Source organism: Carboxylicivirga linearis, assembly GCF_018271995.1.
Taxonomy (GTDB): domain Bacteria; phylum Bacteroidota; class Bacteroidia; order Bacteroidales; family Marinilabiliaceae; genus Carboxylicivirga; species Carboxylicivirga linearis.
The window spans coordinates 536,969-562,246 of the sequence record NZ_JAGUCO010000002.1; the positions used below are offsets into that span (position 1 = coordinate 536,969).

Below are 25,278 nucleotides of genomic sequence, written 5' to 3' on the forward strand. Positions count from 1 at the left end.
GTTTAGCCATTAGCTACTAGCTTCTGGCTACTAGCTCAAATGACTATTTATGTAATAGCTTATTTTCAACAACCTACCTGGCTAATAGCTATCAGCTAGCGGCTAGCAGTTAAAAAAAAGAAACTTGGAAGCAACGGATATCATAAAAAAAGTTCGTCAGATAGAGATAAAGACGCGCGGTTTATCCAGCAATATATTTGCCGGAGAGTACCACTCGGCGTTTAAAGGTCGTGGTATGACTTTTAGTGAGGTGCGCGAATATCAGTATGGCGACGACATTAGAAATATCGACTGGAATGTTACCGCTCGTTTCAATCACCCTTATATCAAGGTTTTTGAAGAAGAAAGAGAGTTAACTGTACTATTGATGATTGACGTTTCGGGTTCGCGCGAGTTTGGTACTTCATATAAATACAAAAAGAATGTGATAACCGAAATGGCTGCTGTTTTAGCCTTTTCAGCTATTCAAAATAACGATAAGATTGGTGTGGTTTTTTTTAGTGATCGAATTGAAAAGTTCATCCCTCCTAAAAAAGGCCGTAAGCACATTCTGCATATTATTCGTGAACTGATTTCGTTTACTCCCGAACATCGCGAAACCAATTTATCAGAAGCACTGAAATACCTTACCAACGCCATTAAAAAACGTTGTACGGCATTTATCATCTCCGATTTTATGGATGAGAATTTTGAAGATGCTCTGAAAATTGCTAATCAAAAACACGATGTAGTGGCGTTAAAAGTTTACGATAAACGCGAAACCGAAATTCCATCGATTGGTTTAATTAAACTAAAAGATGCTGAATCGGGCCAATATCAATGGGCCGATACATCAAACAGAGCGGTTAGAGATGCCTACTCTAAGTGGTGGCGCGATACAGATGCATCAACCAAAACATTATTTAGTAAATGTGGTGTTGACAATGTTTCAGTAAGAACCGACGAGGACTATGTTAAAGCACTGATTGCTTTATTTAAAAAGAGAATATAATGGTTAATGCTAAATTGACATTTTTCAATATTAAATACCGAATACTACTGGCGGTAATTGGATTGACAGCTTTTGTTCAAACTAACAATGCTCAGAATATTACGGTATCAGCCGAAATGGATTCGACTTTGATTTTTATTGGAGGTCAGATTGATTTGCGATTACAAATGAGTCAACCAGCCGATATGGAAGTTGATTTCCCCCTGTTGACTGACACCATCATCAAAGAGATTGAAATTGTAAAAGCCAGTAAACTAGACACACTGAGTCGTGAGAATCAGCGTTTGCTTCTTCAGCAGACTTTTACAATTACTTCTTTCGATAGTGGTTTACATTACATTCCTCCTATTGTTTTTGAGGAAGCTAGTCAAAAGCTCGGACAGAAGATCGAAACCAATCATCTTTCGTTAATGGTGGTAAATCCGTTTGAAGAAGTAGATCCTCAAAAAGGTATTACCGATATTAAAATGCCTTTGAATACTCCTTTTCATATTTCGGAGTTATTAAAATTCTGGCCATGGTTTTTAGGTATAATAGTATTGGGTGGAATCATCACACTTGTAGTAATGAAGCTGACAGGTAAAAAAGTACCAACCAATATCTTCAAAAAAGAAGAGCCTCAATTACCACCGCATGAAATCGCCATTAAGGAGTTGGATAAGATCAAGGAGGAAAAGTTATGGCAACGTAACTTGGTAAAATCTTATTATTCGAGAGTTACAGATACTTTACGCCATTATATTGAAGATCGGTATGAGTTCAGTACCATGGAACAAACTTCCGACGAGATACTGGATTCATTCAAAGAAATTGAAGATATCGATAAAAAATCGTTGGAGAAACTGAATACCATATTAAAAACAGCCGATTTGGTAAAATTTGCAAAGTACGAACCTTTACCTGATGAAAACGACTTAAATATGATTAATGCATACTTCTTCATCAATCAAACAAAAAGAGAAGAAGTTAAGTCGCTGGAAGAAGAGAAAGAAGCCATGTTGCAGAAGGAAGAGGAAGAGAACGAAGAAGCTGTAACTAATAAATAGAAAACAGGATCATGAGTGATATAACATTTTTACATCCCTATTTTTTCTGGTTACTGCTAATAGTGCCAATTTATATAGCGTGGTATGTATGGAAACAAAAAGGATTGCAAGCCTCGTTGCAAATATCAAGTATCAAAGCATTTGCAAAGGCCCCAATCTCTAAAAAGGTGTATTTCCGCCATTCACTGTTTGCTTTCCGCATGCTCACTATCATTTTATTAATTGTTGTTTTGGCTCGTCCACAATCGAGCAATAGTTTCCGGAACGAAATTACTGAAGGTATTGATATTATGATGGCCTTAGATATTTCGGGAAGTATGATGGCTGAAGACTTCAAACCCAATCGTTTGGAAGCAGCCAAAGATGTAGCAACTGATTTTATCAAGGGAAGACCCAATGATAAAATAGGGATGGTAATTTATGCTGCTGAAAGTTTTACCCAATGTCCCTTAACAACCGATCATACCGTACTACATAACCTAATGCAGGATATTACATTTGGTATGTTGGAAGATGGTACGGCTATTGGCATGGGGCTGGCAACCGCCGTTCAGCGTATTAAAGACAGTGACGCCAAAAGTAAGGTGATCATACTCTTGTCGGATGGTGAAAATAACCGGGGAGAAATTGCTCCTCGTACCGCCGCCGAAATTGCAAAAACATTTGGTGTTCGTGTATATACAGTAGGTGTTGGAACCATAGGAATGGCACCTATGCCTATGCAAACGGTTTTTGGAACCAAATATCAGAACGTAGAAGTTAAAATTGATGAAGAACTTCTGCAGGATATAGCAGATATGACAGGTGGGCAATATTTCAGAGCAACTAACAAAGAGAAGTTGAAAGAAATATACGCCGAGATTGACAAAATGGAGAAAACGCGTATAGAAGTTAAAGAATACACTAAACGCAAAGAAGAATATTTGCTGTTTGCCCTTTTGGCTGGCTTATTCCTTCTACTGGAGGTATTCCTTCGCAATACAGTTTTCCGTAATCTGCCTTAATTGTTAATGAATTAAAGAATTAAAAATGGATATATTTCGGTTTGAACATCCCATATTTCTTTATCTTTTGGTACTGATACCCGTGTTGGCCTTTATACATTTATTGCTGACCAACCGACGTAAAAAAGCATTAGAAGAGTTTGGAAACATGGAACTTTTAGAAGATTTAATGCCTAATGTCAGCTTCAAGCGTCCGGGTATTAAGTTCTACTTTCTGTTATTGGCATTAATTGTTTTAATCTTTGCCATTGCAGGACCTCAATTCGGTTCCAAACTTCAAACAGTAAAACGTAAAGGAATCGAATTAATGATTGCTCTTGACGTTTCAAATAGTATGATGGCTGAAGACATTCAACCTAATCGTTTGGACAGATCTAAAAGAGCCATTTCAAGATTAGTGGATAAATTACAAAACGACCGTGTTGGTTTTATTGTATTTGCCGGTGATTCGTATGTACAATTGCCCATCACCACCGATTATGCATCGGCTAAAATGTTTTTAAATACCATTACTACCGATGCTGTTTCAAAACAAGGTACAGCAATTGGATCAGCTATCAACAAAGGCATCCAATCATTTACATCGGACGAAAATGTAAACCGTGCCATTATAGTTATTACCGATGGTGAAAACCACGAAGATGATCCGGTGGCAGCGGCAGCAGCGGCAGCTGAAAAAGGCATTAAGGTGTATACCGTAGGAATGGGATTACCCAAAGGTGCTCCTATCCCGTCGAACAACGGACGCAGTAACGACTTTATGAAAGATAAAGACGGTAACGTAGTTATCACCAAATTAGATGAAGCTACTTTGCAACAGGTAGCCATCACAGGTAACGGAGCTTATATTCCTGCTAACAACATCCGCAATGGCATTAATAACCTGATGGATGAGTTGGGAGGATTAGAGAAAACAGAGTTTGAAGCAAAAGTATATGCTGATTACGAAGACCAGTTTCAATGGTTTGTAGGCTTTGTTTTATTATTAGTAATTGGTGAATTTTTGATCTTGGAACGCAAAAACAGAAAATTGAAACACATCAATATTTTTGAGGTGAAGAAAGAGAACAAAGAAAACTGATGTATCTTCAATAACGATAAAGACATGAGATATTTTATAGTTACAATATTACTGGTACTTTCTTTTGCTACCCTTCAGGCACAGCAAGAAAGAAAACTTATTCGTAGCGGTAATGCAGAGTTTAATAATGAGAATTATCTGGAATCGGAGATTGAGTATCGCAAGGCTTTGGACAAAAAACAGGCCTCATACGAAGGTCAGTTTAACCTGGGAGATGCTCTATTTAAACAAGAGAAGTACGATGAAGCGTTAAACCAGTATCAAGCATTGGCAGGTACTGAGAAAGATCCAAAACGCTTATCGGAATTATATCATAACATTGGTAATACGTATATGGCAACACAAAAAATTGAAGAAGCCATAGGTGCCTATAAAAATGCATTGCGTAACAATCCACTGGATAATGATACACGATATAATCTGATTGCGGCACAAAAAATGCTGGATGATCAACAAAACCAAGATCAAAACCAAGACCAGAATCAAGATCAGCAAGATCAAAATAAGGATCAGGAACAGGACCAAAATCAAGATCAAAACCAGGATCAGCAGCAGAACCAGGACCAGCAAAATCAAGATCAACAGCAGAATCAGGATCAAAATCAAGATCAGCAAGATCAACAGCAGAAACAAAAACAGCAGCAACAACAGCAGCCGCAAGAACAAATGTCGAAAGAAGATGCGCAACGCTTGTTGAATGCTATTCAGCAAGATGAGGATGCTTTACGTAAGAAATTAGAAAAAGCAAAGGCAGCTCAGCAAACAAATACTGAGAAAAACTGGTAGAAGTACTATTTTTGCACAAAAGAAATGAAAAAATGAGAATAATCTTCCTCTTAACACTGATGATTGCAGGGATAGCCAAACCCTTGAGCGCACAAGATGCTAAATTTACAGCTCGTGCTCCTCAGGCAGTGGTTGCCGGAGACAAGTTTCAGTTGGTATACACATTAAATGCTGAAGGATCGGATATAAGACTTGGAAACACTGATAATTTTCAGATTTTAATGGGTCCAAGTACTTCCTACTCACAAAGCACTTCCATAATTAATGGTAAAGTTACACGCGAAACAACGTATTCGTTTACCTATGTTTTAAAGGCAGAAAAGGAAGGAAACTACAATATTCCTCCAGCTTCCATTAAAGTTGATGGGGAAAAGATTGAATCTAATGCAATTGATATAGAAGTTGTAAAAGCCGGCACTCAAAGTCAACAACCAAGTCAGGGACAAAGTGCACCTTCAAGTGCAGCTTCCAGTGATGATTTGTTTATTACCGTAACACCTTCTAAGAAATCAGTATATCAGAATGAGTCATTGGTACTAACAACAAAAATTTATACCAAAGTTCAGTTAGATGGATTATCAGATATCAAACAACCCAATTTAAGTTCGTTCATTACTCAGGAATTAAAACAACCAGAGGGAATCAATTGGTCAATTGAAAACATAAATGGTCGGACATACAATGTTGGTACTTATCAGCAGAAGTTGTTGTTCCCTCAGAAGTCTGGTAAATTAACCATTGAACCTACTGAAATTGAATTTTTGGTTCGTCAGCGAACTGCTCGTCGATCAAGAAGCATTTTTGATGATTTCTTTGAATCAAATTACCGAAGCGTTAAAAAATCAGTTAAGTCAAAACCAATTACCATTAATGTAAAGCCGCTTCCTGCAGGCAGACCTGAAGGATTCTCAGGAGGTGTAGGCCGTTTAAACATGACAGCTTCAGTGAACAAAACAGAAGCAGAAATAAACGATGGTATTACATTAAAAATAACAGTTGATGGAACCGGGAACCATAAATTTATTGAAGATCCGGAAATAAAATTCCCGGCTGATTTTGATGATTTTGACCCAAAAATTGCCAACAACACTACCAATTCGATTGCAGGTATGAAAGGAAGCAAAACATATGAGTATTTGCTTATTCCTCGACATGCCGGAACATTCACCATTCCATCAATCAAGTTTAGCTATTTTGATCCATCAAGCGGAACTTACAAAACAAGTAACTCGCAAGATATTACCATTAATGTAGCAAAAGGTGAAGGTGGCGAAACCGGAAACAGTACTGTTGTTAGATCAACCGTTACCAAAGAAAATGTAAAGTTTATTGGTAAAGACATCCGTTTTATTAAAACAGGTAATGCCAGGTTAAAACCAATAGGCACCTTTATATTGGGTAGTTTAAGTTTCTTCTCATTATTATTAGCGCCATTCTTCCTGTTTATTTTACTTTTTATTGTTTACCGTAAGAAAATAAAGGAAAATGCCAATATTCAATTAACCAAAACCAAGCGAGCTAATAAAGTAGCGAAAAAACGCTTGAAACAATCGGCTCATTTCCTTAAAGCGGGACAAAAAGAAGCATTTTATGAAGAGTTACTAAGAGCTTTATGGGGCTATATGAGTGATAAATTAACCATTCCATTGGCTAAACTTTCAAAAGATAATATTAGTGATGAGCTTAGTAATTCAAATGTACAAAGAGATGTAATTACTGAAATTATTGATATTATGGATACATGTGAATTTGCCCGTTATGCTCCAGCTTCAGGCACCAGTGAAATGGACAAATTGTATCAAAAAACAATTAATACTATAAGTAAGTTGGAAAATCAAATAAAAAGAAAATAATGAAACGATATATTTTATCCATACTATTATTTATTCCGCTTGCTTTATCTGCTCAAGACGGAAGATTTGAAAAAGCCAATAATCATTATATTAATGGTGAATTTGAGGAGGCTATTTCAAGCTATAACGAGATCCTTCAAACCGGCATGGAAAGTGGTAACCTGTATTATAACCTGGGTAATGCCTATTATAAAAACGGTGAGTTGGCCAATGCTATATTAAATTATGAACGGGCATTACTCCTTAAGCCTCACGATAAAGATATACAGTACAACCTTGAATTAGCATACAGCCAAACAGCTGATAAAATTGAAGACGTAGGGGAGATTTTTATTACTAAATGGATCACCTCATTTCGTAACAAAGCAACATCAGACTTTTGGGCTTATGTGGGAATAGGCTGCTTTATATTAACCTTAATTGGAGCTGCTTTTTTCATTTATTCACGTTCAGTAGTATTAAAAAAGATTGGTTTTTACTTCGGAATAATATTTCTAATTCATGTAATTGTAACGCTATCATTTGCGTACAAACAAAGAGATAAACTCATTAACCGTGATCATGCCATTGTATTTAGTCCAACGGTTACGGTTAAAAGTTCACCAGATGAAAGTGGAACAGAAATATTTATTCTACATGAAGGAACAAAAATAAAAATATTAAGTACCCTTGGCTCCTGGAAGGAAATTGAAATGGGTAATGGCAATATTGGATGGATTAAAGAAGAGGCTATAACTATCATCTAACATCTAGAAGAATCGATAGATCTTTGATTATTTAGAATATGAAAGACCTGTTGGAATGTGGATACATTTTGACAGGTCTTTTCTTTTTAATAGTATATCATAAGTAAGATTTAAAAGATACCTAGTAAAAAGCAAAAAACCTCTTTCATCCGTTGATGAAGAGGTTTTTCATAAAACACCCAAACTACCGATTGATGGACCACGGGCGTGGTCTGCATCAATCTACTTATCTTTATTAATAACCAGTTCGTCTATAATGTACCAACACATGAACATTCCTAAGACTATACCAACTATTGTTATTGAAACCATATCATTAATCTTTGCGAGTAGTATTTCAATACCCTTGCCAAAAATTATATAACATTGATATACTGATATTTAATAAAATCACCCGCCTCCACTCATTCCATTATTTGGAAATTTGTTCGTTCTATGGAATAATTACAGTTTTTAAAAACTATTTATTTCCTTCTTTTAGTAATTCTTGAAGAGAAAAAGATATTTCTTGTATACCGTCGGCATAGGATGCCACCTGATATTGAGGAAAGTAAAATTGTATTGAATCATTTGACAGAACAAAATGAGAAAAATCGCTTAAGGTTTCTGTACCTTCATCCACAAATCCTTCATAACCTAACTTCTTCTTCAGCTGTTTCCGGCTTTGTGCTTGAAGATTTTCAAAATATGAACCTTTAAGAACATCTGCTAAATCAATCAACTCCTTAGTATTAGCATCAATTACGTAGGATTTCAACAATGTATTTCCATGCGCACCTCCAGTAAACAGATAATTATAAAACAGCAAAGACACCTTTCCATCATTTGACGTAAAAACCTCTACATTAACCACTTGTTCATTTTTCCAATTTTCGGAAATACGCTCTACCCCTATATCCGATTTAAATTGTTTACTTTCTTTTTCAATTTCAGTTAACACAATACCATCAATAAACTCATTGTTAAAAACAGGGTAATTAAATAACTGCTTAAAATTATCTGTCTCTTCAGATACTTGCTTGACTTCATATCTCCATTCATCATTTGAAGTTCTTGTACAATTACATGATGCTAACAGAAGTAATGAAGCCGCCAGAATTAAAGTAAATTTCATAAAAAACGTTTGTAAATTATGTCATCAATTTACAAACGTTCTTCCTAAACTTAAACCTAAAACCTATAAAGTAATCTTTCTTCCGAAGATTTTATTATTTTTCGATAAGATGAGATAATAAGGAGACTCCTCATCTGTTACTTCAAATTCCTTTTTCATTTCACCCGATGGTACTTTTTCTTCTTTACTGGCAATCTCACCATCCTTTTTAATCATTTCTACATCATATTTTCCACCTTCGGGTAAAATACACTCAATATGCAGTAAAGTTTGTTTCAACTCATTTTCTATCTTTTTCTCCACCTTCACTTGAAATTCCCTTACATCAAGTGGTTCATTTAATAATTTTTTTGTCGATACACCTATCTTTTTCAAAAAAGCTACTTCGTCCATAGGAATGGGCTCAATTGAAACAGTAGTTTTTGTGTGCCATTTAACAGGTGCTCCATCCCTAACCGATTTAATTACATAGGAGGTTTTATCATCTCCTTCTTCCCCATCTCTAACCTGAATAGTTTTCTTTATCACCTTTACATGATTACCTTCTTCATCCACAAAACTTTCTACATCAACAGTATTTTCACCAACTCCTTCTCCAATAAAAATCATTTTATGAGGTTCAGCAATATCAAAACCTTCCAAATCTTCCATTTCAATACCCTTCTCCTTCATTATTCTCTCAATTTCCTTATGCATCTCTTCCATATTGCCTTCAAAATTGAAATTGAAATCCATATCAGTCAAAGAGTCCATTTTAAAGGCTAGCACTTGCATTTTCTTATCCAAACCTTTTGTATGTGCTTCTACAATACTATCAATATTCATATGCATTGCGTCTTCATCAAAATCAAAGACCATCACCTCTTCTGTAAATGTTGAATCAATTTTAACAGTAGCTGAGTCACCATCCGTCACCACCTTCACCTTTACTACTTTTTGTTGAGCAAAAGTTGAAAAACAACTTATCATCATCAATGCCAATATCAATATCGACAAAGGATTTCTTTTTTTGTAGTTTTTTGCCATAATTTGGAGTATTAATTAAAACCATTCCTTACTGTTTACAAAGCTACAAACACCCTGATTTCAATACGGTTAAGCTTCGGTTAAAAAGAGTTAATGAAAAGTTAAGTTCTTTCTGATGCATAAGGTAATCTATTATCTTTACACCTGAAAGCAATGCCTATGAAACGTAAGTCAATACTTGGATTAATATTATTAATGAGTCTCTCGCTGTTGGGAATTATTGCTGCTCAATATCTTTGGATCAAGCAGTCAATTAAAGTTCAACGCGAAAAATTTCATGTTAGTGCCTACGAAGCTCTTGATAATACAGTTAAAAGGCTGGAAAAGGAGTACAATGCACAGTTTCTTTATAACAGCTTCTTTCCTAACATGAATACAATTCGCCCCTCTAAGAGGACTATTGATTCAAGCAAAGTGGTGATACAACAAAAACTTTCGAACGGCACCTATAAATTTAAGCAAGATACTGTTATTACTAAGAATGGAGCTCGCATAGAGGCGCATGTTGAAATTGGTCCTAACAGCAGAGAACAAAAAGTATGGATAAGCGCAGGCGGTCCCTCTATCAACCTTCAGGACCTGGAGGTTCAAATGAACCAAATTGAAGACTCTATTAACGATGTATTGGAAGGTGTAAGCAAGAAAGACAATGCATTGATAGAGATATTTAATCAAATGCAGTATGAAATAAAAAACCGTCATAATCCACTACAAAACAGATTGAATCTGAAGAATATATCAGATGTAATTAACGACGAACTTAATCAGAATGGTATAGATACCGATTTTGAATACGGTGTATTTGATCAATATTCGAGAAAACTACTTCAATACCATTCCTCGGATTTTGATCTTGAAACAGCCAAAAAAAATTCAGCTATTGCTGTTAACCTTTTTCCCCGTGATATTTTCAGAAGCATTTCGCCATATGAGTTGGTTGTTTATTTTCCTGATATGGCAACCTACTTATACAAAACACAAGGATGGATGTTATTTCTGTCAACCATCTTTACCATTTTTATCTTGATCACCTTTTTCTTAACCATTCGAATGATATTAAATCAGAAAAAGGTTTCGCAGATAAAAACCGACTTTATCAATAACATGACCCATGAGTTTAAAACTCCTATTGCAACCATAAGTCTGGCCACCGATAGCATTTTAAATCCAATGATTTTAGGAAACGAGAACCAAATGAAAAACTTTCTTAAAATTATAAAGGAAGAAAACAGTAGAATGAACAGCCATGTGGAGAGGGTATTGCAAATGTCGCTGATAGAAAAGAAAGACTTTAGTGTGGTTAAGAGTCCGCAGGATATTCACGAAATCATTCTTCAGGCCATCGATAGTATACAATTACTGATGAATGAAACTGGAGGAACAATCACTCATCAGCTCAAGGCCGAATTATCGGTTTTTAAAGTGGATCAGGTACATTTTGGTAACTTAGTTGTGAATTTGCTTGAAAATGCTTTAAAATATTCCGATAAGACACCAGAAGTACATGTATCAACGCAAAACACCAATAATGGGTTGGTACTTAAAGTGAAGGATAAAGGTATAGGAATGAGCAAAGAACAGCAAAATAAAATATTTGAAAAATTCTACCGCGCTACAGGTGGAAATATTCATAATATCAAAGGTTTTGGTTTGGGCTTAAGCTATGTAAAAGCTGTTGTGGAAGCTCATGACGGAACAATATCAGTAAAAAGTAAAATCAATCAGGGAACAGAATTTAGTATTTTTCTTCCTTATAACGAATAACACACATGGCAGAAGTTAAGAAGGTTTTTATGGTTGAAGATGATCGTAATTTTGGTACGGTCATGAAAGCTTACCTCGAAATAAATGGATTTTTAGTTACCTGGGTGAAAGATGGAATGTTAGCCTATCAAAAATTCAAAGAATCGGAATATGACATTTGCGTACTTGATGTTATGCTACCCAATGTTGATGGATTTACTATTGCCCGCCAGATAAAGGAAACCAACGCAGATATTCCTATTGTTTTTCTAACCGCAAAAGTAATGAAGGAAGATGTACTGGAAGGATTTAGAACCGGAGCAGATGATTATATCACCAAGCCTTTTGATTCTGAAATTTTAATTTACAAGTTAAATGCCATCCTTAACCGTAAAAAATCAAGCGAAAGTAAGGAAACCAAGGAGTTTTATGACATTGGTGAAGCTAAGTTTAACCACTCGCTTCGTTACATAGAATTCCGCGACCAGAAGCATAAATTATCGCCCAAAGAAGCAGATTTACTAATGTTATTATGCCAGACTGAAAACAAAGTATTGGCCAGAGATACTGCCTTAAAACAAGTATGGGGTGAAACCGGATATTTTACAACCAGGAGTATGGATGTTTATATTACCAAATTAAGAAAATACCTAAAAGACGTTCCTAATGTGGAAATAATAAATATTCATGGAAGTGGTTATCAACTAAGTACCATACAACTGTAACTATTAAACAACTGTAAGCGTCGTATAACTGGTAACAAAAATTTAAAGACAGATGCAAAAATTTTTATTCATTCTAATTCTTTTATCAGTTGGTAGGTATACATCCGCTCAGGAGGTAACCATTAATGAGTCGTTTGAAAACATAACAACTGTAGAAATCAACACTATTTTTAGCGATATTGAAATCTATGAAAGCGAAGGAAATAAGGTAACAGTTGATGGTTATGTCCGCTACTCGAACTCCAACCAGGAATACGAAATTAAGGCAATAAAAAAGGGTACAACTTTATATGTTTCTGTTGAACACCCTAAACGATCAAAAGGCAATGCTTCGGGGAAATTTAAATTGACAATGCCGGCCATGACAGATGTTAGTTTAAATACTGTTAGTGGTAATGTAATTATCCAAGGGGTAGGTCAGAAGTTTGTAAAATTCAACACTGTTTCGGGTGATGTTTTAGCAGAAAAGATTGGCAGTAATTTAAAAGGAAACACTGTATCTGGTGATATTGAGGTAAAAGATATTAAAGGAAATTTAAAGCTAAGTTCCATCTCTGGCGATCAGTCTATTTCTGATGTAGATGGTAATTTTGATGGTTCTTCTATTTCAGGTGATTTCCGAATTAATAACCTCAAAGGCAATCGCAACATCTCAACAATTTCAGGTAGTGTAAGATAAATCAACCATAAGTCAAAACATAAAAAAAACCGACATTCGATTCTTCAATGTCGGTTTTGTATTTTATTACTCAATCAGAGCTCTATTTTCTTCGTTAAGGTTTTCCACTTCCATTTGTATTTAAACCCAAATAGACCAATAAAAACAAGCCCCAATAATAATACCGAATATAAATCATCCCAACTAACAACATCATTCATATCTCGCAACAACGAATCAGTTTGAAGAGCACTACTTTTACTAGTAACCAAAATACTTACAAAGATATTATTTGCTGCATGTGCACCCATTGCTAATTCAATACCATCGTCTAACACAGACGTAAGTGCAAAAATTAACCCAATGGCAAAATATTGCGACATCATTAACCAGAACCCGTGCTTCACAACCTCTGGATTAACGGCATGCAACAAGGCAAATGCCATGGAAGGGATAATTAAAACGGCTATCCTGTTTTTGGTTAAAGCACCTACCCCTTGTGCTAAATACCCTCTAACAAATATCTCTTCAAAAAAAGTTTGAAATGGAAGCATTAAGAAAGCTACCAGTGTTAATACTATTAATGCTTTAGGATCAAATCGTACCTGATAATTACCAATATTCATATAATAATCAACCAGAATTGAAAATACTGTAATGATGCCCCAAATTAAAAAGCCATAAAAAATACGACGATAACGAACTTTACCTCTACCGTTTATAACTTGAGTAAATGATCTTTGATGAAGAGGTTTTACTAAAGCTTTTAACGTAAAAAAGGAAACTATAAAAGGAATGACTATTAAAGCCAAACCAAAAGATGAATTAATTCCTAAACTAGTAAAATCAATTACATTTCCCTCACTTAAGGCTTGCATCCCACCATCAGCTGTTGCCAGAACTATACCTAAAGGTATTCCACCAACAACCTGCGCTATAAAAAAAGATACAACAATAATTACCAGATAAGCCCACCAATCATTTTTAGTCTTCAGGGCACTCTCTAAATGTTTCATAAAATTATTTGACTATTTTTTTCTGGTACTAAAGATTACGAATGTCGGATAAAGTTAATACAGTCTAATCTTTCGTTATATACTTATTGATCAGTTATCAATATTTTAGGATTAACGTCAAATAAAAACGCCCTAAGAATATTAGGGCGTTCTAAATATCTTGTTTCAGATTAGGGTAAAGGCAAAACCTTTCTACCATACGTTTCCAACAATAAGGTTGCAATGGCAATATATAATGCACTTGCACCACAAATAACCCCTTCAATACCGGCAATAGTATGAATCAGATGACTACCTGTGAAACTAGCTAATGACAGTAAAGCAAACAAAACGACAACTGTACCAAAAAGCCAAATCATTGTTTTTGACATTTTTAAAGTTGCAATCCATAATCCTAAAGTAAATACTCCCCAAACGCCAAGGTAATAACCCATAGCAGTTGATGATGGAGCATCTCCTAATCCCATTTTCGGAAGTATCCATACAAACACAAGTGAAATCCAGAAAGCACCATAAGAAGTAAAAGCCATCTGACCAAACATGTTATTTTTTTTCCATTCCATGATACCTACAATAATTTGAATCAAACCACCCATCATGATTCCCATTCCCATTATCATGGTATCTAACCCAAACAATCCAGCATTGTGCAAGTTTAAAAGCATTGTAGTCAAGCCAAATCCTGTTAAACCAAGAGGCGCAGGATTATTGGTTACATCCTTTGCAATAAAAACGTTCTGTTCCATTTTGTCCTATTATTTTTTGAAGGCGCAAAATTAGATAATTATTATAATTAAAAACTCATTCCAACATAAGTATTCAGTAAATATTTTAATGCTTTATATCCCAACAAAAAAAAGCCTGACAACAATGCTGCCAGGCTAATTATTCTGTTATTTCTTCTATTATCAGATCAAATCAATACTACGCTTAACAAACTTGGTTAATGCTTCACCTTTAAGCATATTATTTGATAATAAAGCTAAGTCGATTAATTGAGATACTACTTTATTTTTAGAAGCAAATTTAGATAGTTCTTCATCCTTCTTCGCATTTAAGTCAGTAATCTTTTTAGTCAAATCTTCTAACTCATCTTTATCTGCCTGAGGTATTTCTTCTTCTTTTTTACCTTCTTTGGCTTTTTCAAGTTCAGCTTTTTTCTTCTCTAAGCTTTCAACTTTACTGCGAGTTGAAGATACTTTCTCACCCACTTCTTTTTCCTCAGCATCCAACACTTGTTTTACCAAAGTATGATTTCCGTTAACCACCAAATTGTAGCTATCAGGCATTTCGCCGTAGAAATTCATTCCTCCGCCACCCATGGCACTCATTTCCTTCATGCGTCGCATAAACTCTTGTTGAGTAATCATTACCGGTGCGTCATTCTCGCTCAATGCTTCAAAAGTCACAATAAAGTTTGCCTTATCAACATTTGGTACTTGTGAGCTGAAAATAGTTGTTAAATCAGCTTTTTGAGGTTCTGTTAAATCCAACTTAGCCTCGTCTTCTTTTTGGATTAGTTTATCAACTACGTCACCATCAACACGAACAAAGCTTGAGTTTTCAAATTTACTTTCAAGGTGGTTAATGAAGTGGCTATCTAACTGACCATCCATTACCAATACATCGTAACCTTTATTTTTAGCCGCTTCAATAAAGCTATGCTGTCCCTGAATGTCAGTTGTATATAAATAAATCAACTGTTTGTTCTTATCGGTTTGGCTACCTTTAATAATATCTTTGTATTCATCAAAAGTAAAGCACTTACCTTCAGTATTTTTTAGTAGTGAGAATTTCTTAGCTCTATCGAAAAATTTTTCTTCAGTAAGCATACCGTACTCAACAAAAATCTTAAGATCATCCCATTTTGCCTCAAAGTTTTCACGATCTTTCTTATAGATTTCCTCTAAACGATCTGCCACTTTTTTGGTGATATGGCTTGAAATCTTTTTAACGTTACCATCACTCTGTAGGTAAGAACGAGAAACGTTCAATGGAATATCAGGTGAGTCAAGAACACCATGCAACAAGGTCAAAAATTCAGGTACAATTCCTTCAACCGAATCGGTTACGTAAACCTGGTTACAATACAACTGAATTTTATTCTTTTGAACCTCCACATTGTTTTTCAACTTAGGGAAATACAAAACACCTGTCAGGTTAAAAGGATAATCAACATTTAAGTGAATGTTGAATAACGGATCCTCAGACATTGGATACAAATCGCGGTAGAATTTGTTGTAATCCTCATCCTTTAATTCAGATGGAGTGCGAGTCCATAAAGGCTTAGTTTCGTTAACAACATTATCGTTGCCTGTTTCTACTTCTTTGCCATCTTTCCACTCTGTTTCTTTACCAAAGACTACTTCTACCGGTAGGAAACGACAGTATTTTTTCAGAAGATTGTCGATCTCAGCTTTAGTAGCATATTGCTTATTTTCATCATCGATGTATAAAACAATATCTGTTCCTCTGTCTTCTTTTTTGGCATCTTCTAAAGTGTATTCAGGACTTCCATCACAACTCCATTTTACTGCTTGTGAATCTTCTTTAAATGATTTCGTAATAATTTCAACCTTTTTCGAAACCATAAACGAAGAATAGAAACCTAAACCAAAATGCCCAATAATAGCATTGGCATCTTTCTTATATTTTTCAAGAAACTCATTGGCACCTGAAAAAGCCACTTGATTAATATATTTATCAATCTCTTCGGCAGTCATTCCCACTCCTCGGTCGGAAATGGTAATTGTTTTTTTCTTCTCGTCAAGTATTACTCTTACAGGAGTTTCTCCTATCTCACCTTTAAACTCACCTACAGAAGATAATGTTTTTAGTTTCTGTGTGGCATCAACAGCGTTAGAAACCAACTCACGCAAGAAAATTTCGTGATCTGAATAAAGGTACTTTTTAATGATGGGAAAAATGTTCTCGGTAGTAACCCCAATATGTCCTTTTTGCATCGTTACTAATATTTAAATTTTTTAATAAATCATTTTAACGCATCAAGCTACTCAAAGCATATGCCAAATACCAAAACATGCCAAAGCGACAGTTTTGACATTTCTACACTAGAACAAATGACAGATTGTTTTGACCTTTTGTCAATATTAAAAGCCGGAAATATGGAATATTAATGATTGATTTTAGGATTACGCAAGTCTATTTCTTCAATAAACTCCCAATGCCCTTTTTGAAATTTAAACCCATTATAAGAAAAATCGGGTCCGTAAAATCGGTAAACACCTTTATAGAAAGACTCTGTAGGCACTAGATTATCCATTACAATCATTTTCATTTTATCATCGTATCGCATCATCATAGTAGCACCTGCCGAATATTGATATATCATGCGATTTCGGGTTAATCGATCTTCTTTAAAAACAGGAACACCAAAACGTAGTCGGTTATTCTGAATTATCAATACATCCAACAATCTTGTTTTTACAAATTCATCATGCCCTTTATACCCAATTAAAGTATAGTAGGTCTTATCCTTATACTTAGCTTCGATAATATCAAGATATATGGCACCATACCATTTTTTCTCATTTAATGATGCCCGCTCAGGCGATCGAATATCATCCGATGCATCTGTAAGGTTATAAACTTTAACAACACCTTGTGTTTTGGTGAGTACAGCACCATAAAATTCATGCTTAAATCCTTCTTTTTCGATATTGTAAGTTGATATCTTAACCTTTTTATCATCTGAAAGAATGGTCTTCATTCGATTCAGTCCGGTAAGTTCCGACTCAAATAAACCCGGATTTTTCCATAACTTATTTAATCGACCTAATAAGATGCTATTAATTGAATCTTTGGCTGCATCTGACTCTTGAATAAACAGATTTTCGAACCAGCAATTGGTTAGCAAATCTTCAGTAGTTACATACACTCTTCCAGCATGATTGGATATTGTCAGATTATAAAATTGATTGATATTATCATCCACTATTGTAGCAAACAGTTTGGGGTACGTTTTTGATGGTTTAACCTTCACTTCTTTTTTAAAATGCCATATCTTACCGTTTCCGGTAAAATCTTCCTTTACCAACCAGTCAATTTGCAAAGTATTAGCATATGTAATTGCCCAATAAACAATAACACCAATCTTTCCATCTTCACTTTTAGCAATCGATAATTTATTACTTAACGACTTTATTTCATCAATACTACTTTGTTTCCACTGCTGAATAATTTCATCGGCAATCTGATTTAATTGAAATTTCTTTTTATTAAAATCCTTTTCATTTTGCATGCTATCAAGCAATGTAACCCATTGAGTTTTTTCCTGTGCTACAGCATTAATTGATATTAATAAAGTTAAGAAAAGCCAAAAACGCTTGTACATATATAGATTTTTATATATTTGCATGTGTTAAATATGATAATCGAAAGTAATGAAGATTTGGGAGAAAATAAAAAGAAACTTAAAACTCCGAAACCTAATTGGAGTGCTTATTGGAGCAGCTGGCGGATATGCTTATTATCATTTCATAGGTTGTAATTCGGGCTCTTGCCCCATTACTTCAGATCCGACTAACAGTGTTCTTTATGGTAGTATAATAGGTTTGGTTTGGACTATTAAATAAAAAAGCTTAGCATTCAGCTAAGCTTTTTTTATGTATTTATCTAATCCCAGTTTAATAAAACTTTACCACAGTTCCCCTCTTCCATCACATCAAATCCTTTTTGGAAATCATCAATTGCAAATCGATGTGTAATAATAGGTGATAAATCTAAACCTGACATTAGCATCTGCTCCATGTGATACCAGGTTTCGAACATCTCACGGCCATAGATTCCTTTTAATGTCAAACCTTTAAAGATAATGTTATTCCAATCCACTTCTGTTTTTGGAGGTAAAATACCCAAAAGTGAAATTTTACCGGAATTATACATACTAGCTACTAGTTGATTAAAAGCAACGGGTGACCCGGAGCACTCCAAACCAATATCGAAACCAATCATACCTAATTCATTCATCACTTGGTTTAAATCTTCTTTGATCGGATTCACCACACGAGTAGCTCCCATTTTCTTAGCTAGTTCTGCTCTGAATTTGTTTGTTTCAGTTGCCACAACATATCTGGCCCCGGCAAAACGAGCTACTGAAACTGCCATACTTCCTATTAAACCAGCTCCGGTTATTAACACATCTTCACCAATTAAAGGAAAGGATAACGCTGTGTGAGTAGCATTTCCGAATGGATCCATAATCGCTAGAATTTCATCCGGTATTTGCTTGTTAATCTTCATTACATTGCTGGAAGGAACTTTTACGTACTCAGCAAATGATCCATCAATATTAACACCAATACCAATGGTTCTTTCGCAAATATGCTGACGACCTCTACGACAATTACGGCAATGACCACAGGCAATATGTCCTTCGCCGGTTACCCTGTCTCCTTCTTTAAATTCCTTTACTTCACTACCTACCTGAGCAACATGCCCAACATATTCGTGCCCAATTGTCATTCCAATCGGGATGGTTTTCTGAGCCCATTCATCCCATTTGTATATGTGTAAGTCAGTGCCGCAGATGGCTGATTTTTTCACTTTGATCAATACATCATTGGGTCCTATTTCCGGAACTTTAACCTCTTCTAACCAAATGCCTTTTTCGGCTTTTGATTTTACAAGCGCTTTCATTGTTGCCATTACTGATGTTTTCTAACTTGTTAAAATTATCTTACAGCATTATTAAAAAACAAAGTTGCAAAAGGGTTTTGAGAAGTGTTTATGATTATTATCACTTCTTTTATTTATTTTCGATAAAATATGCCTTCTTAACCTACAATAAAAAATCAATAATCTCAATATTCTATTTCCACATCTAATTGAGATATAACATTGATGTACTTTTTCCCTAATGATAAAAAAGTATTGAACAATGCCTTATTTCTACAATTAAAAATAGCTTATGTTTTTGTTGATTAGTAAAACCTGCCTTAAATTCGGGAATCAAACAGATAGTAAATGAAAAAATCTCTTTATGTAGCTATTTTTTTAATAGCAATTTTATCTAACAATCCCCTCAAAGCACAGGTTAAAATACAGCCTAATCATTCAGATGGAATCTATAAAAAAGGCGAAACTGTTGAATGGAATGTTCATTTCGCCAGCGATGCCCGATTCGATTCATTGCATTATTCGATTCTTCCAGGAGCATTGAATTCAATTTCTGAAGGTTTGCTTAAACCCAACGACACTATTATTTCATACACATTTGATTCTCCTGGTAGTGTATTACTTAAAATAGGTTGGAAAAATGCAGAAAATGAAATTAAATACGCCAAAGGAGGTGCCATTGCCGATCCCAACAAAATAAAACTATCGGATAAGAAACCCAAAGACTTTGATGCGTTTTGGGAATCGAAGGTGAAAGAACTTGAAAAAACACCTAATAATGCCAAACTAAAGAAAGGAACTTCTGACGTTGATGGAGTCGATTATTATAAAATAACAATGGACAACATTCGCGGAGCTCATATTCAAGGTCAGTTAGTAAAACCCACCAATGGAAAAAAACTTCCTGCCATGTTGGTTGTCCAATGGGCTGGTGTTTATCCGCTCGAAAAAGATTGGGTGCAATACTACGCCAAAGATGGATGGTTGGTTTTAAATATTCTTGCCCATGACTTACCAATTGACAATGAAAAAGAGTTTTACGACAATCAGTTTAAAAACGAATTAAAGGATTATTGGATGATTGGCAATGAGGATAAAGACGAGAGTTATTTTCTGAGAATGTATCTTTCTTGCTATCAGGCAGCAGAATATTTAACACAACGAGAAGACTGGAATGGCGAAACCTTGGTGGTTACCGGCACCAGTCAGGGTGGAATGCAGGCTCTGATGACTGCAGGGTTACATCCTGATATTACCAGCTGCGTTGCATTGGTACCAGCTGGTTTTGATATGATGGGGCCAAGTGTTAATCGTAAAGGAGGTTGGCCACAATGGTACAACTGCACCTGGGGAGGACGTGATGCAGAGAAAGTCAGAGAAACCAGCAAATATTACGATGTGGCAAACTTTGTATCTAATATTAAATGTCCTGTTTATGTAGGCGTTGGATTAATTGATGAAGTATGTCCCTTAGAAGGGGTTATTGCCGGGCTTAATCAATTAAAAAAGAAAAACAAGGAAGTTATGATACTGGTGGATTCACCTCATCAAAATGTAAATAAATCGCAAGAACCTTTTAATCACATGCGCGATAAGGTTTGGTTTCCGGCACTAAAAAACGGTAATATTCCATAACAATTTGTACTCGACTTTCATATACGGTTAATAGGTTAACAAACCTAAGTACAAGAGTGGGCCCGACAGAGATGTCGGGCTTTTATTTGGCTATAATTCACATTAAATACCATCATATTTTACCCACATCATTAAATACACTTACCATACATCAATATTATTTCTTATCCAATGTCAAGTTCATGAGGCACAGTCTCCATCTATCTTTGCAATGTTCAGTTAAAACAAAAGAATGAACAATAATTATTAATCATTAAATATTTAAATCATGAAAACAAATTGGATTTTCAGAACATTGAGCTTATTATTATTTGTATCAGTATTTGCAGTAAGTTGTAAAGATGACTTAGACAAAGAAAAAGAAGACGATTACAAAGCTCAAATTGAAGCACTACAAGCTGAACTTGCAAAGTATACAGCCGAAAACGCAAACATTGAGGAGTTGCTGGCTAAATTCGATGATCTGGACTTCGAAGTATTTACTAACCAGGAGTGGACGCGATTACACGAAAGCCATGCTGAAGACATTTTAGTACACTGGCCTGATGGAAGTACAACTACCGGTTTAGACAGACATATTGAAGATTTAGCAGCTATGTTTGTATACGCTCCCGATACCCGCATTGAGCAACATCCAATTGCTATTGGTTCGGGTAACATTACAGCAGTTATGGGTGTAATGGAAGGCACATTTACAGAACCTATGCCTATTGGTGACGGTCAATTTATTGAACCTAACGGCAACTCCTATAAGATTTCAATGGTGACTATTGGTCTTTGGAATGAGGAAGGTGTGATGTATGAAGAATATCTATATTGGGATAATCTTACCTATATGCGCCAGTTAGGTTTAGCTGAATAATTGAATCATTAACAGATTTTTCTCCGAGCAGGTAAGCGGCTATTTTAACTAAATAATTACATAGGCCGTTTACCCTCTCTTACTTTACCTCTTTCATAAAACAACGACTATCTTCCACATTGATATAAGGTCCGTAATTAGGGATTAAGCTATACCCATTCTTATTGTATAAGGCTATGGCTTCAGGCTGACGAATACCGGTTTCTAGTATACACCGTGAATATCCCAACTGAGTTGTCCATATTTCTAATTCTTGCAGAACCAATGAAGCAACTCCTTTTCCTCGTACAGTAGGCAAAGTGAACATACGCTTTAATTCCATCGATATCTCATCATAATGTTTTATGGCACCGCAGGATATGGGCTTATCCTTATCAACTATAACAACCACATACTTTAAATTGTCAATCTTATTATACTGTGCATAAAAAGCATGTTCATCTCCATCGCGTTTGGCCAGATCTGCATCTAATAACCTTACCAGCTCAATAAAATCAGGATCTTCTGCGTGCGTTCTTTTAATTTGCATATGTAATTAATTACTTGGATTTCAGTCTTAGTTAATGATTACTAAAATAAGTAAATCGAATGAACAAACAGAATGCCTCTCTCCTTATTTACTTAAAAATTGCAATCATGAATAATTCAATAGTCAGTAATATAAAGCCATTAGGATTTACCTGGGTTACCAACGATCCTTTTTTATTTTGTGTACATCATAACGATCAATACCCCAAAGGTAATGATCAACTCGGACCCAATGCATCATTAAATGGCCGAAGTATTGGTCAGGATTTTGCTCAGGAGAATGATTGGCGCATGTATCACGGACAAACGGTTCCGGGATTTCCTGCTCACCCCCATCGTGGTTTCGAAACAGTAACAGTTGTTTTGGAAGGTTTTGTAGATCATTCCGATTCTAACGGATCAACCGGAAGATATGGTAATGGAGATGTTCAATGGATGACGGCAGGATCGGGTTTGCAACACGCGGAGATGTTTCCATTGGTTTATAAAGACAAACCCAATCCTCTGGAGCTTTTTCAGATTTGGTTGAATCTACCTAAAGCTAAAAAACAGGTTACTCCTTATTATAATATGCTTTGGTCTGAAGATATACCCAAAGAAAAAATTACTGATGATCAAGGAAAATCAAGTGAAATTACCGTAATAGCCGGAGTGTTTAATGACACTCAGGCACCAGATCCAGGCCCCGACTCATGGGCGACAGACCATGAAAATTATGTAGGTATTTGGTTAATAAAAATGGAAGCAAATGCAAAGCTTAATCTTCCTAAAGGTGCTGAAGGGATTAAAAGATCAGTTTATTTCTATAAAGGTTCTGAAATAACAATTGCCGAAACCACTTTAAAAAAATATCATTCAGCCGACTTGGATGCAATGCAAGATATTGAAATAATTAATGGAGATGATGAGGCATTTTTGTTGATTCTTCAAGGAAAACCAATTAATGAGCCGGTAGTTCAACACGGTCCGTTTGTTATGAATGATGAAGCTGGTATCAGGCAGGCTTTTATGGATTATCAGAAAACTCAGTTTGGAGGATGGCCCTGGCCTAATGGTGAAGTGGTTCAACCCAGAGAGAAAGGACGTTTTGCCATTTATGCTGATGGCAGAGAAGAAGTAAAATAAGAAAATAATGATACCTCTTTAAACTAATTAAAAGTCGGGTGGTATATCATACTTAACTAAAAAAGTATGCACACCCGGTTTTTACTTTTTAGTTAATCAGCATAGTTAACAGCTACACGTCTGTTTAAAGCTAAAACTACTTTATAATGCTGTAGTCATTAATTGTAGTATCTTTGCCCCATTATAATAAAACAACAAGGCATCGCTATGGTAGCAATGTGCTCTTAATTCACCACTATTATTTTGTGAGCCCTTGTTATCCATAGAAAACAATAAATGAAATTCGAAGATTTAAAATTACATCCTGCCATTTTAAAAGCATTGAAGGATGAAAACTATTCAGAGCCCACTTCCATTCAGGCTAAAGCTATTCCTCTTGCACTTGAAAAAGCAGATATATTAGGTAATGCTCAAACCGGAACCGGTAAAACAGCAGCCTTTGCCATTCCAATCATTCAACATTTGATAAAAGAAATTGGCCAAACCAAAGGAAAAAGAAAAATCACTTCTTTGGTGGTTACTCCTACGCGCGAGTTGGCTATTCAAATTGGTGACAGCTTTAAAGCATATGGAAAATACAGTCACTTGCAGAACACGGTCATCTTTGGTGGAGTGCCGCAAAACCCTCAGGTACGACAACTACGAAAAGGAACTGATATTTTAATTGCAACACCCGGCCGTTTGCTCGACCTGATGGATCAGGGACATATTTCGTTACGCGACATCAAATATTTTGTATTAGACGAGGCAGACCGTATGTTGGATATGGGATTTATCCATGATATAAAAAAACTATTGCTTAAGTTGCCTAAAGAGCGTCAGTCGTTATTCTTTTCTGCAACTATGCCGCCAAAAATTAAAAATCTTTCGCAACAGATTCTTGTCAACCCCAAGACTGTTACGGTTAATCCGGTATCGTCAACTGCAGAAACTATACAACAACAGTTATACACCACCAACAAAAGTTCAAAGAAGAATCTGCTGTTTCATATTCTTGAAAACGATGAATTGGAGCAGGTATTGATGTTTTCCAGAACCAAACATGGAGCCGACCGAATTGTGCGTAATCTTCGCAATAAAAAAATTGAGAGTGCAGCCATTCATGGAGATAAAAGTCAGAATCAGCGACAAAAGGCTTTAAAGCAATTTAAAGAAGGTAGAATTAGAGTGCTGGTTGCTACAGATATTGCAGCAAGAGGTATTGATATTGACAAGTTGCGTTTTGTTATTAACTATGATATCCCCAACGAACCCGAAACGTATGTACACCGCATCGGACGTTGTGGACGTGCAGGCGAAGAGGGAATAGCCATCTCCATGTGCGAGCCGGAAGAAAACGCATATGTTAAGGATATTGAGAAGTTGATTAAGCAAAAAATTGAAGTTGTCAGCGATAATCCTTTTCCTCAGACCGATAAACCTATGAACAGCGAGGAAAAGAAGGAATTTGAAAAAGAGAAACAACGTAAGAAGCAGGAATTTTTTGCCAATCGTAATAAAAAACGCGGCGATCAAAATCCTAAATTCCGACGAAAAAGAGGTAAGTAAGTACTTTACAGGAGGATGTTCTTTAGAACATCCTTTTTTTGGCTCTGTATGGTTTATATTGGGTAATCATTAAAATGGGGCTTTGCCCCAATCCCCACTTCATTTTCTTGCCTTGATACAAGAAAACAGAAGCAAAAGAAAATCAAGGCTGCGC

General features: G+C 35.6%; 23 protein-coding genes. 15 read left to right on the forward strand and 8 right to left on the reverse strand.

Going from position 1 to position 25,278, the window contains the following annotated elements; translation table 11 throughout:
• Positions 1 to 124: 124 nt before the first annotated feature.
• Genes KEM10_RS05520 through KEM10_RS05550 form a run of 7 tightly spaced genes read left to right on the forward strand, consistent with a single transcriptional unit; the run spans position 125 to position 7,507 of the window.
• Positions 125 to 991 carry a DUF58 domain-containing protein gene (locus KEM10_RS05520; RefSeq protein ID WP_212214509.1) on the forward strand — a complete coding sequence of 289 codons (867 nt, stop codon included), beginning with the start codon at positions 125 to 127 and terminating at the stop codon, positions 989 to 991.
• Positions 991 to 2,037, forward strand: coding sequence for a hypothetical protein (locus KEM10_RS05525; protein WP_212214513.1), 1,047 nt, complete (start codon positions 991 to 993; stop codon positions 2,035 to 2,037). The genes KEM10_RS05520 and KEM10_RS05525 overlap by 1 nt, the downstream gene beginning before the upstream one ends.
• A gap of 11 nt (positions 2,038 to 2,048) precedes the next feature.
• The gene (locus KEM10_RS05530) at positions 2,049 to 3,041 is read left to right on the forward strand and encodes a vWA domain-containing protein (protein ID WP_212214516.1); all 993 of its coding nucleotides are present in this window, start codon (positions 2,049 to 2,051) and stop codon (positions 3,039 to 3,041) included.
• 25 nt (positions 3,042 to 3,066) lie between these two features.
• Positions 3,067 to 4,122 carry a vWA domain-containing protein gene (locus KEM10_RS05535; protein ID WP_244825567.1) on the forward strand — a complete coding sequence of 352 codons (1,056 nt, stop codon included), beginning with the start codon at positions 3,067 to 3,069 and terminating at the stop codon, positions 4,120 to 4,122.
• 24 nt (positions 4,123 to 4,146) lie between these two features.
• Positions 4,147 to 4,908: a tetratricopeptide repeat protein gene (locus KEM10_RS05540; RefSeq protein ID WP_212214519.1), complete on the forward strand. Its 762-nt coding sequence runs from the start codon at positions 4,147 to 4,149 to the stop codon at positions 4,906 to 4,908.
• 32 nt (positions 4,909 to 4,940) lie between these two features.
• Positions 4,941 to 6,761: a BatD family protein gene (locus KEM10_RS05545; RefSeq protein ID WP_212214522.1), complete on the forward strand. Its 1,821-nt coding sequence runs from the start codon at positions 4,941 to 4,943 to the stop codon at positions 6,759 to 6,761.
• Positions 6,761 to 7,507, forward strand: coding sequence for a tetratricopeptide repeat protein (locus KEM10_RS05550; protein WP_212214524.1), 747 nt, complete (start codon positions 6,761 to 6,763; stop codon positions 7,505 to 7,507). The genes KEM10_RS05545 and KEM10_RS05550 overlap by 1 nt, the downstream gene beginning before the upstream one ends.
• A gap of 460 nt (positions 7,508 to 7,967) precedes the next feature.
• Here KEM10_RS05550 and KEM10_RS05555 read toward each other — a convergent pair whose 3' ends face one another.
• Both KEM10_RS05555 and KEM10_RS05560 read right to left on the reverse strand, forming a co-directional pair.
• The gene (locus KEM10_RS05555) at positions 7,968 to 8,621 is read right to left on the reverse strand and encodes a DUF3298 and DUF4163 domain-containing protein (protein ID WP_212214526.1); all 654 of its coding nucleotides are present in this window, start codon (positions 8,619 to 8,621) and stop codon (positions 7,968 to 7,970) included.
• Positions 8,622 to 8,684: 63 nt separating this feature from the next.
• Positions 8,685 to 9,647 (reverse strand): hypothetical protein, encoded by a 963-nt coding sequence (locus KEM10_RS05560; protein WP_212214528.1) that lies wholly within the window; start codon positions 9,645 to 9,647, stop codon positions 8,685 to 8,687.
• 159 nt (positions 9,648 to 9,806) lie between these two features.
• Between KEM10_RS05560 and KEM10_RS05565 the strand changes: the two genes are divergently transcribed.
• From KEM10_RS05565 to KEM10_RS05575, 3 genes are read left to right on the forward strand one after another with little or no spacing between them, the layout of a single operon-like run.
• A complete protein-coding gene (locus KEM10_RS05565) occupies positions 9,807 to 11,411 on the forward strand; it encodes a sensor histidine kinase (protein ID WP_212214530.1) in 1,605 nt (534 codons plus the stop codon).
• Between the two features lie 5 nt (positions 11,412 to 11,416).
• Entirely contained in the window at positions 11,417 to 12,115 is a 699-nt protein-coding gene (locus tag KEM10_RS05570; protein ID WP_212214532.1) for a response regulator transcription factor, read from the forward strand.
• A gap of 52 nt (positions 12,116 to 12,167) precedes the next feature.
• Positions 12,168 to 12,794 carry a DUF4097 family beta strand repeat-containing protein gene (locus KEM10_RS05575; protein ID WP_212214534.1) on the forward strand — a complete coding sequence of 209 codons (627 nt, stop codon included), beginning with the start codon at positions 12,168 to 12,170 and terminating at the stop codon, positions 12,792 to 12,794.
• 74 nt (positions 12,795 to 12,868) lie between these two features.
• Here the strand turns inward: KEM10_RS05575 and KEM10_RS05580 are convergent, their stop codons facing one another.
• From KEM10_RS05580 to KEM10_RS05595, 4 genes are all read right to left on the reverse strand, one after another.
• Positions 12,869 to 13,789: a CPBP family intramembrane glutamic endopeptidase gene (locus tag KEM10_RS05580; RefSeq protein ID WP_212214536.1), complete on the reverse strand. Its 921-nt coding sequence runs from the start codon at positions 13,787 to 13,789 to the stop codon at positions 12,869 to 12,871.
• A gap of 170 nt (positions 13,790 to 13,959) precedes the next feature.
• Positions 13,960 to 14,535 (reverse strand): acetate uptake transporter, encoded by a 576-nt coding sequence (locus KEM10_RS05585; RefSeq protein WP_212214539.1) that lies wholly within the window; start codon positions 14,533 to 14,535, stop codon positions 13,960 to 13,962.
• 162 nt (positions 14,536 to 14,697) lie between these two features.
• Entirely contained in the window at positions 14,698 to 16,752 is a 2,055-nt protein-coding gene (gene htpG / locus KEM10_RS05590) for a molecular chaperone HtpG (RefSeq protein WP_212214541.1), read from the reverse strand.
• Between the two features lie 170 nt (positions 16,753 to 16,922).
• The gene (locus KEM10_RS05595) at positions 16,923 to 18,143 is read right to left on the reverse strand and encodes a hypothetical protein (protein WP_212214544.1); all 1,221 of its coding nucleotides are present in this window, start codon (positions 18,141 to 18,143) and stop codon (positions 16,923 to 16,925) included.
• 49 nt (positions 18,144 to 18,192) lie between these two features.
• Here KEM10_RS05595 and KEM10_RS05600 point away from each other — a divergent pair, with 49 nt between their 5' ends.
• Positions 18,193 to 18,384: a DUF6132 family protein gene (locus KEM10_RS05600; RefSeq protein WP_212214546.1), complete on the forward strand. Its 192-nt coding sequence runs from the start codon at positions 18,193 to 18,195 to the stop codon at positions 18,382 to 18,384.
• Between the two features lie 40 nt (positions 18,385 to 18,424).
• Here KEM10_RS05600 and tdh read toward each other — a convergent pair whose 3' ends face one another.
• Positions 18,425 to 19,456, reverse strand: coding sequence for an L-threonine 3-dehydrogenase (gene tdh / locus KEM10_RS05605; RefSeq protein WP_244825568.1), 1,032 nt, complete (start codon positions 19,454 to 19,456; stop codon positions 18,425 to 18,427).
• 318 nt (positions 19,457 to 19,774) lie between these two features.
• Between tdh and KEM10_RS05610 the strand changes: the two genes are divergently transcribed.
• Together KEM10_RS05610 and KEM10_RS05615 are read left to right on the forward strand one after the other, a co-directional pair.
• Complete coding sequence (locus KEM10_RS05610; protein ID WP_212214547.1) at positions 19,775 to 21,061, forward strand: acetylxylan esterase; 1,287 nt, start codon at positions 19,775 to 19,777, stop codon at positions 21,059 to 21,061.
• A 268-nt stretch (positions 21,062 to 21,329) separates the two neighbouring features.
• Complete coding sequence (locus KEM10_RS05615; RefSeq protein WP_212214548.1) at positions 21,330 to 21,923, forward strand: ester cyclase; 594 nt, start codon at positions 21,330 to 21,332, stop codon at positions 21,921 to 21,923.
• 79 nt (positions 21,924 to 22,002) lie between these two features.
• On the opposite strand, the gene KEM10_RS05620 is transcribed toward KEM10_RS05615, so the two are convergent.
• Positions 22,003 to 22,452, reverse strand: a complete 450-nt coding sequence (locus KEM10_RS05620; protein ID WP_212214549.1) for a GNAT family N-acetyltransferase — start codon at positions 22,450 to 22,452, stop codon at positions 22,003 to 22,005.
• Between the two features lie 107 nt (positions 22,453 to 22,559).
• Between KEM10_RS05620 and KEM10_RS05625 the strand changes: the two genes are divergently transcribed.
• Both KEM10_RS05625 and KEM10_RS05630 read left to right on the forward strand, forming a co-directional pair.
• Entirely contained in the window at positions 22,560 to 23,576 is a 1,017-nt protein-coding gene (locus KEM10_RS05625; protein WP_212214550.1) for a pirin family protein, read from the forward strand.
• A 276-nt stretch (positions 23,577 to 23,852) separates the two neighbouring features.
• Positions 23,853 to 25,124 carry a DEAD/DEAH box helicase gene (locus KEM10_RS05630; RefSeq protein WP_212214551.1) on the forward strand — a complete coding sequence of 424 codons (1,272 nt, stop codon included), beginning with the start codon at positions 23,853 to 23,855 and terminating at the stop codon, positions 25,122 to 25,124.
• Positions 25,125 to 25,278 lie beyond the last annotated feature (154 nt).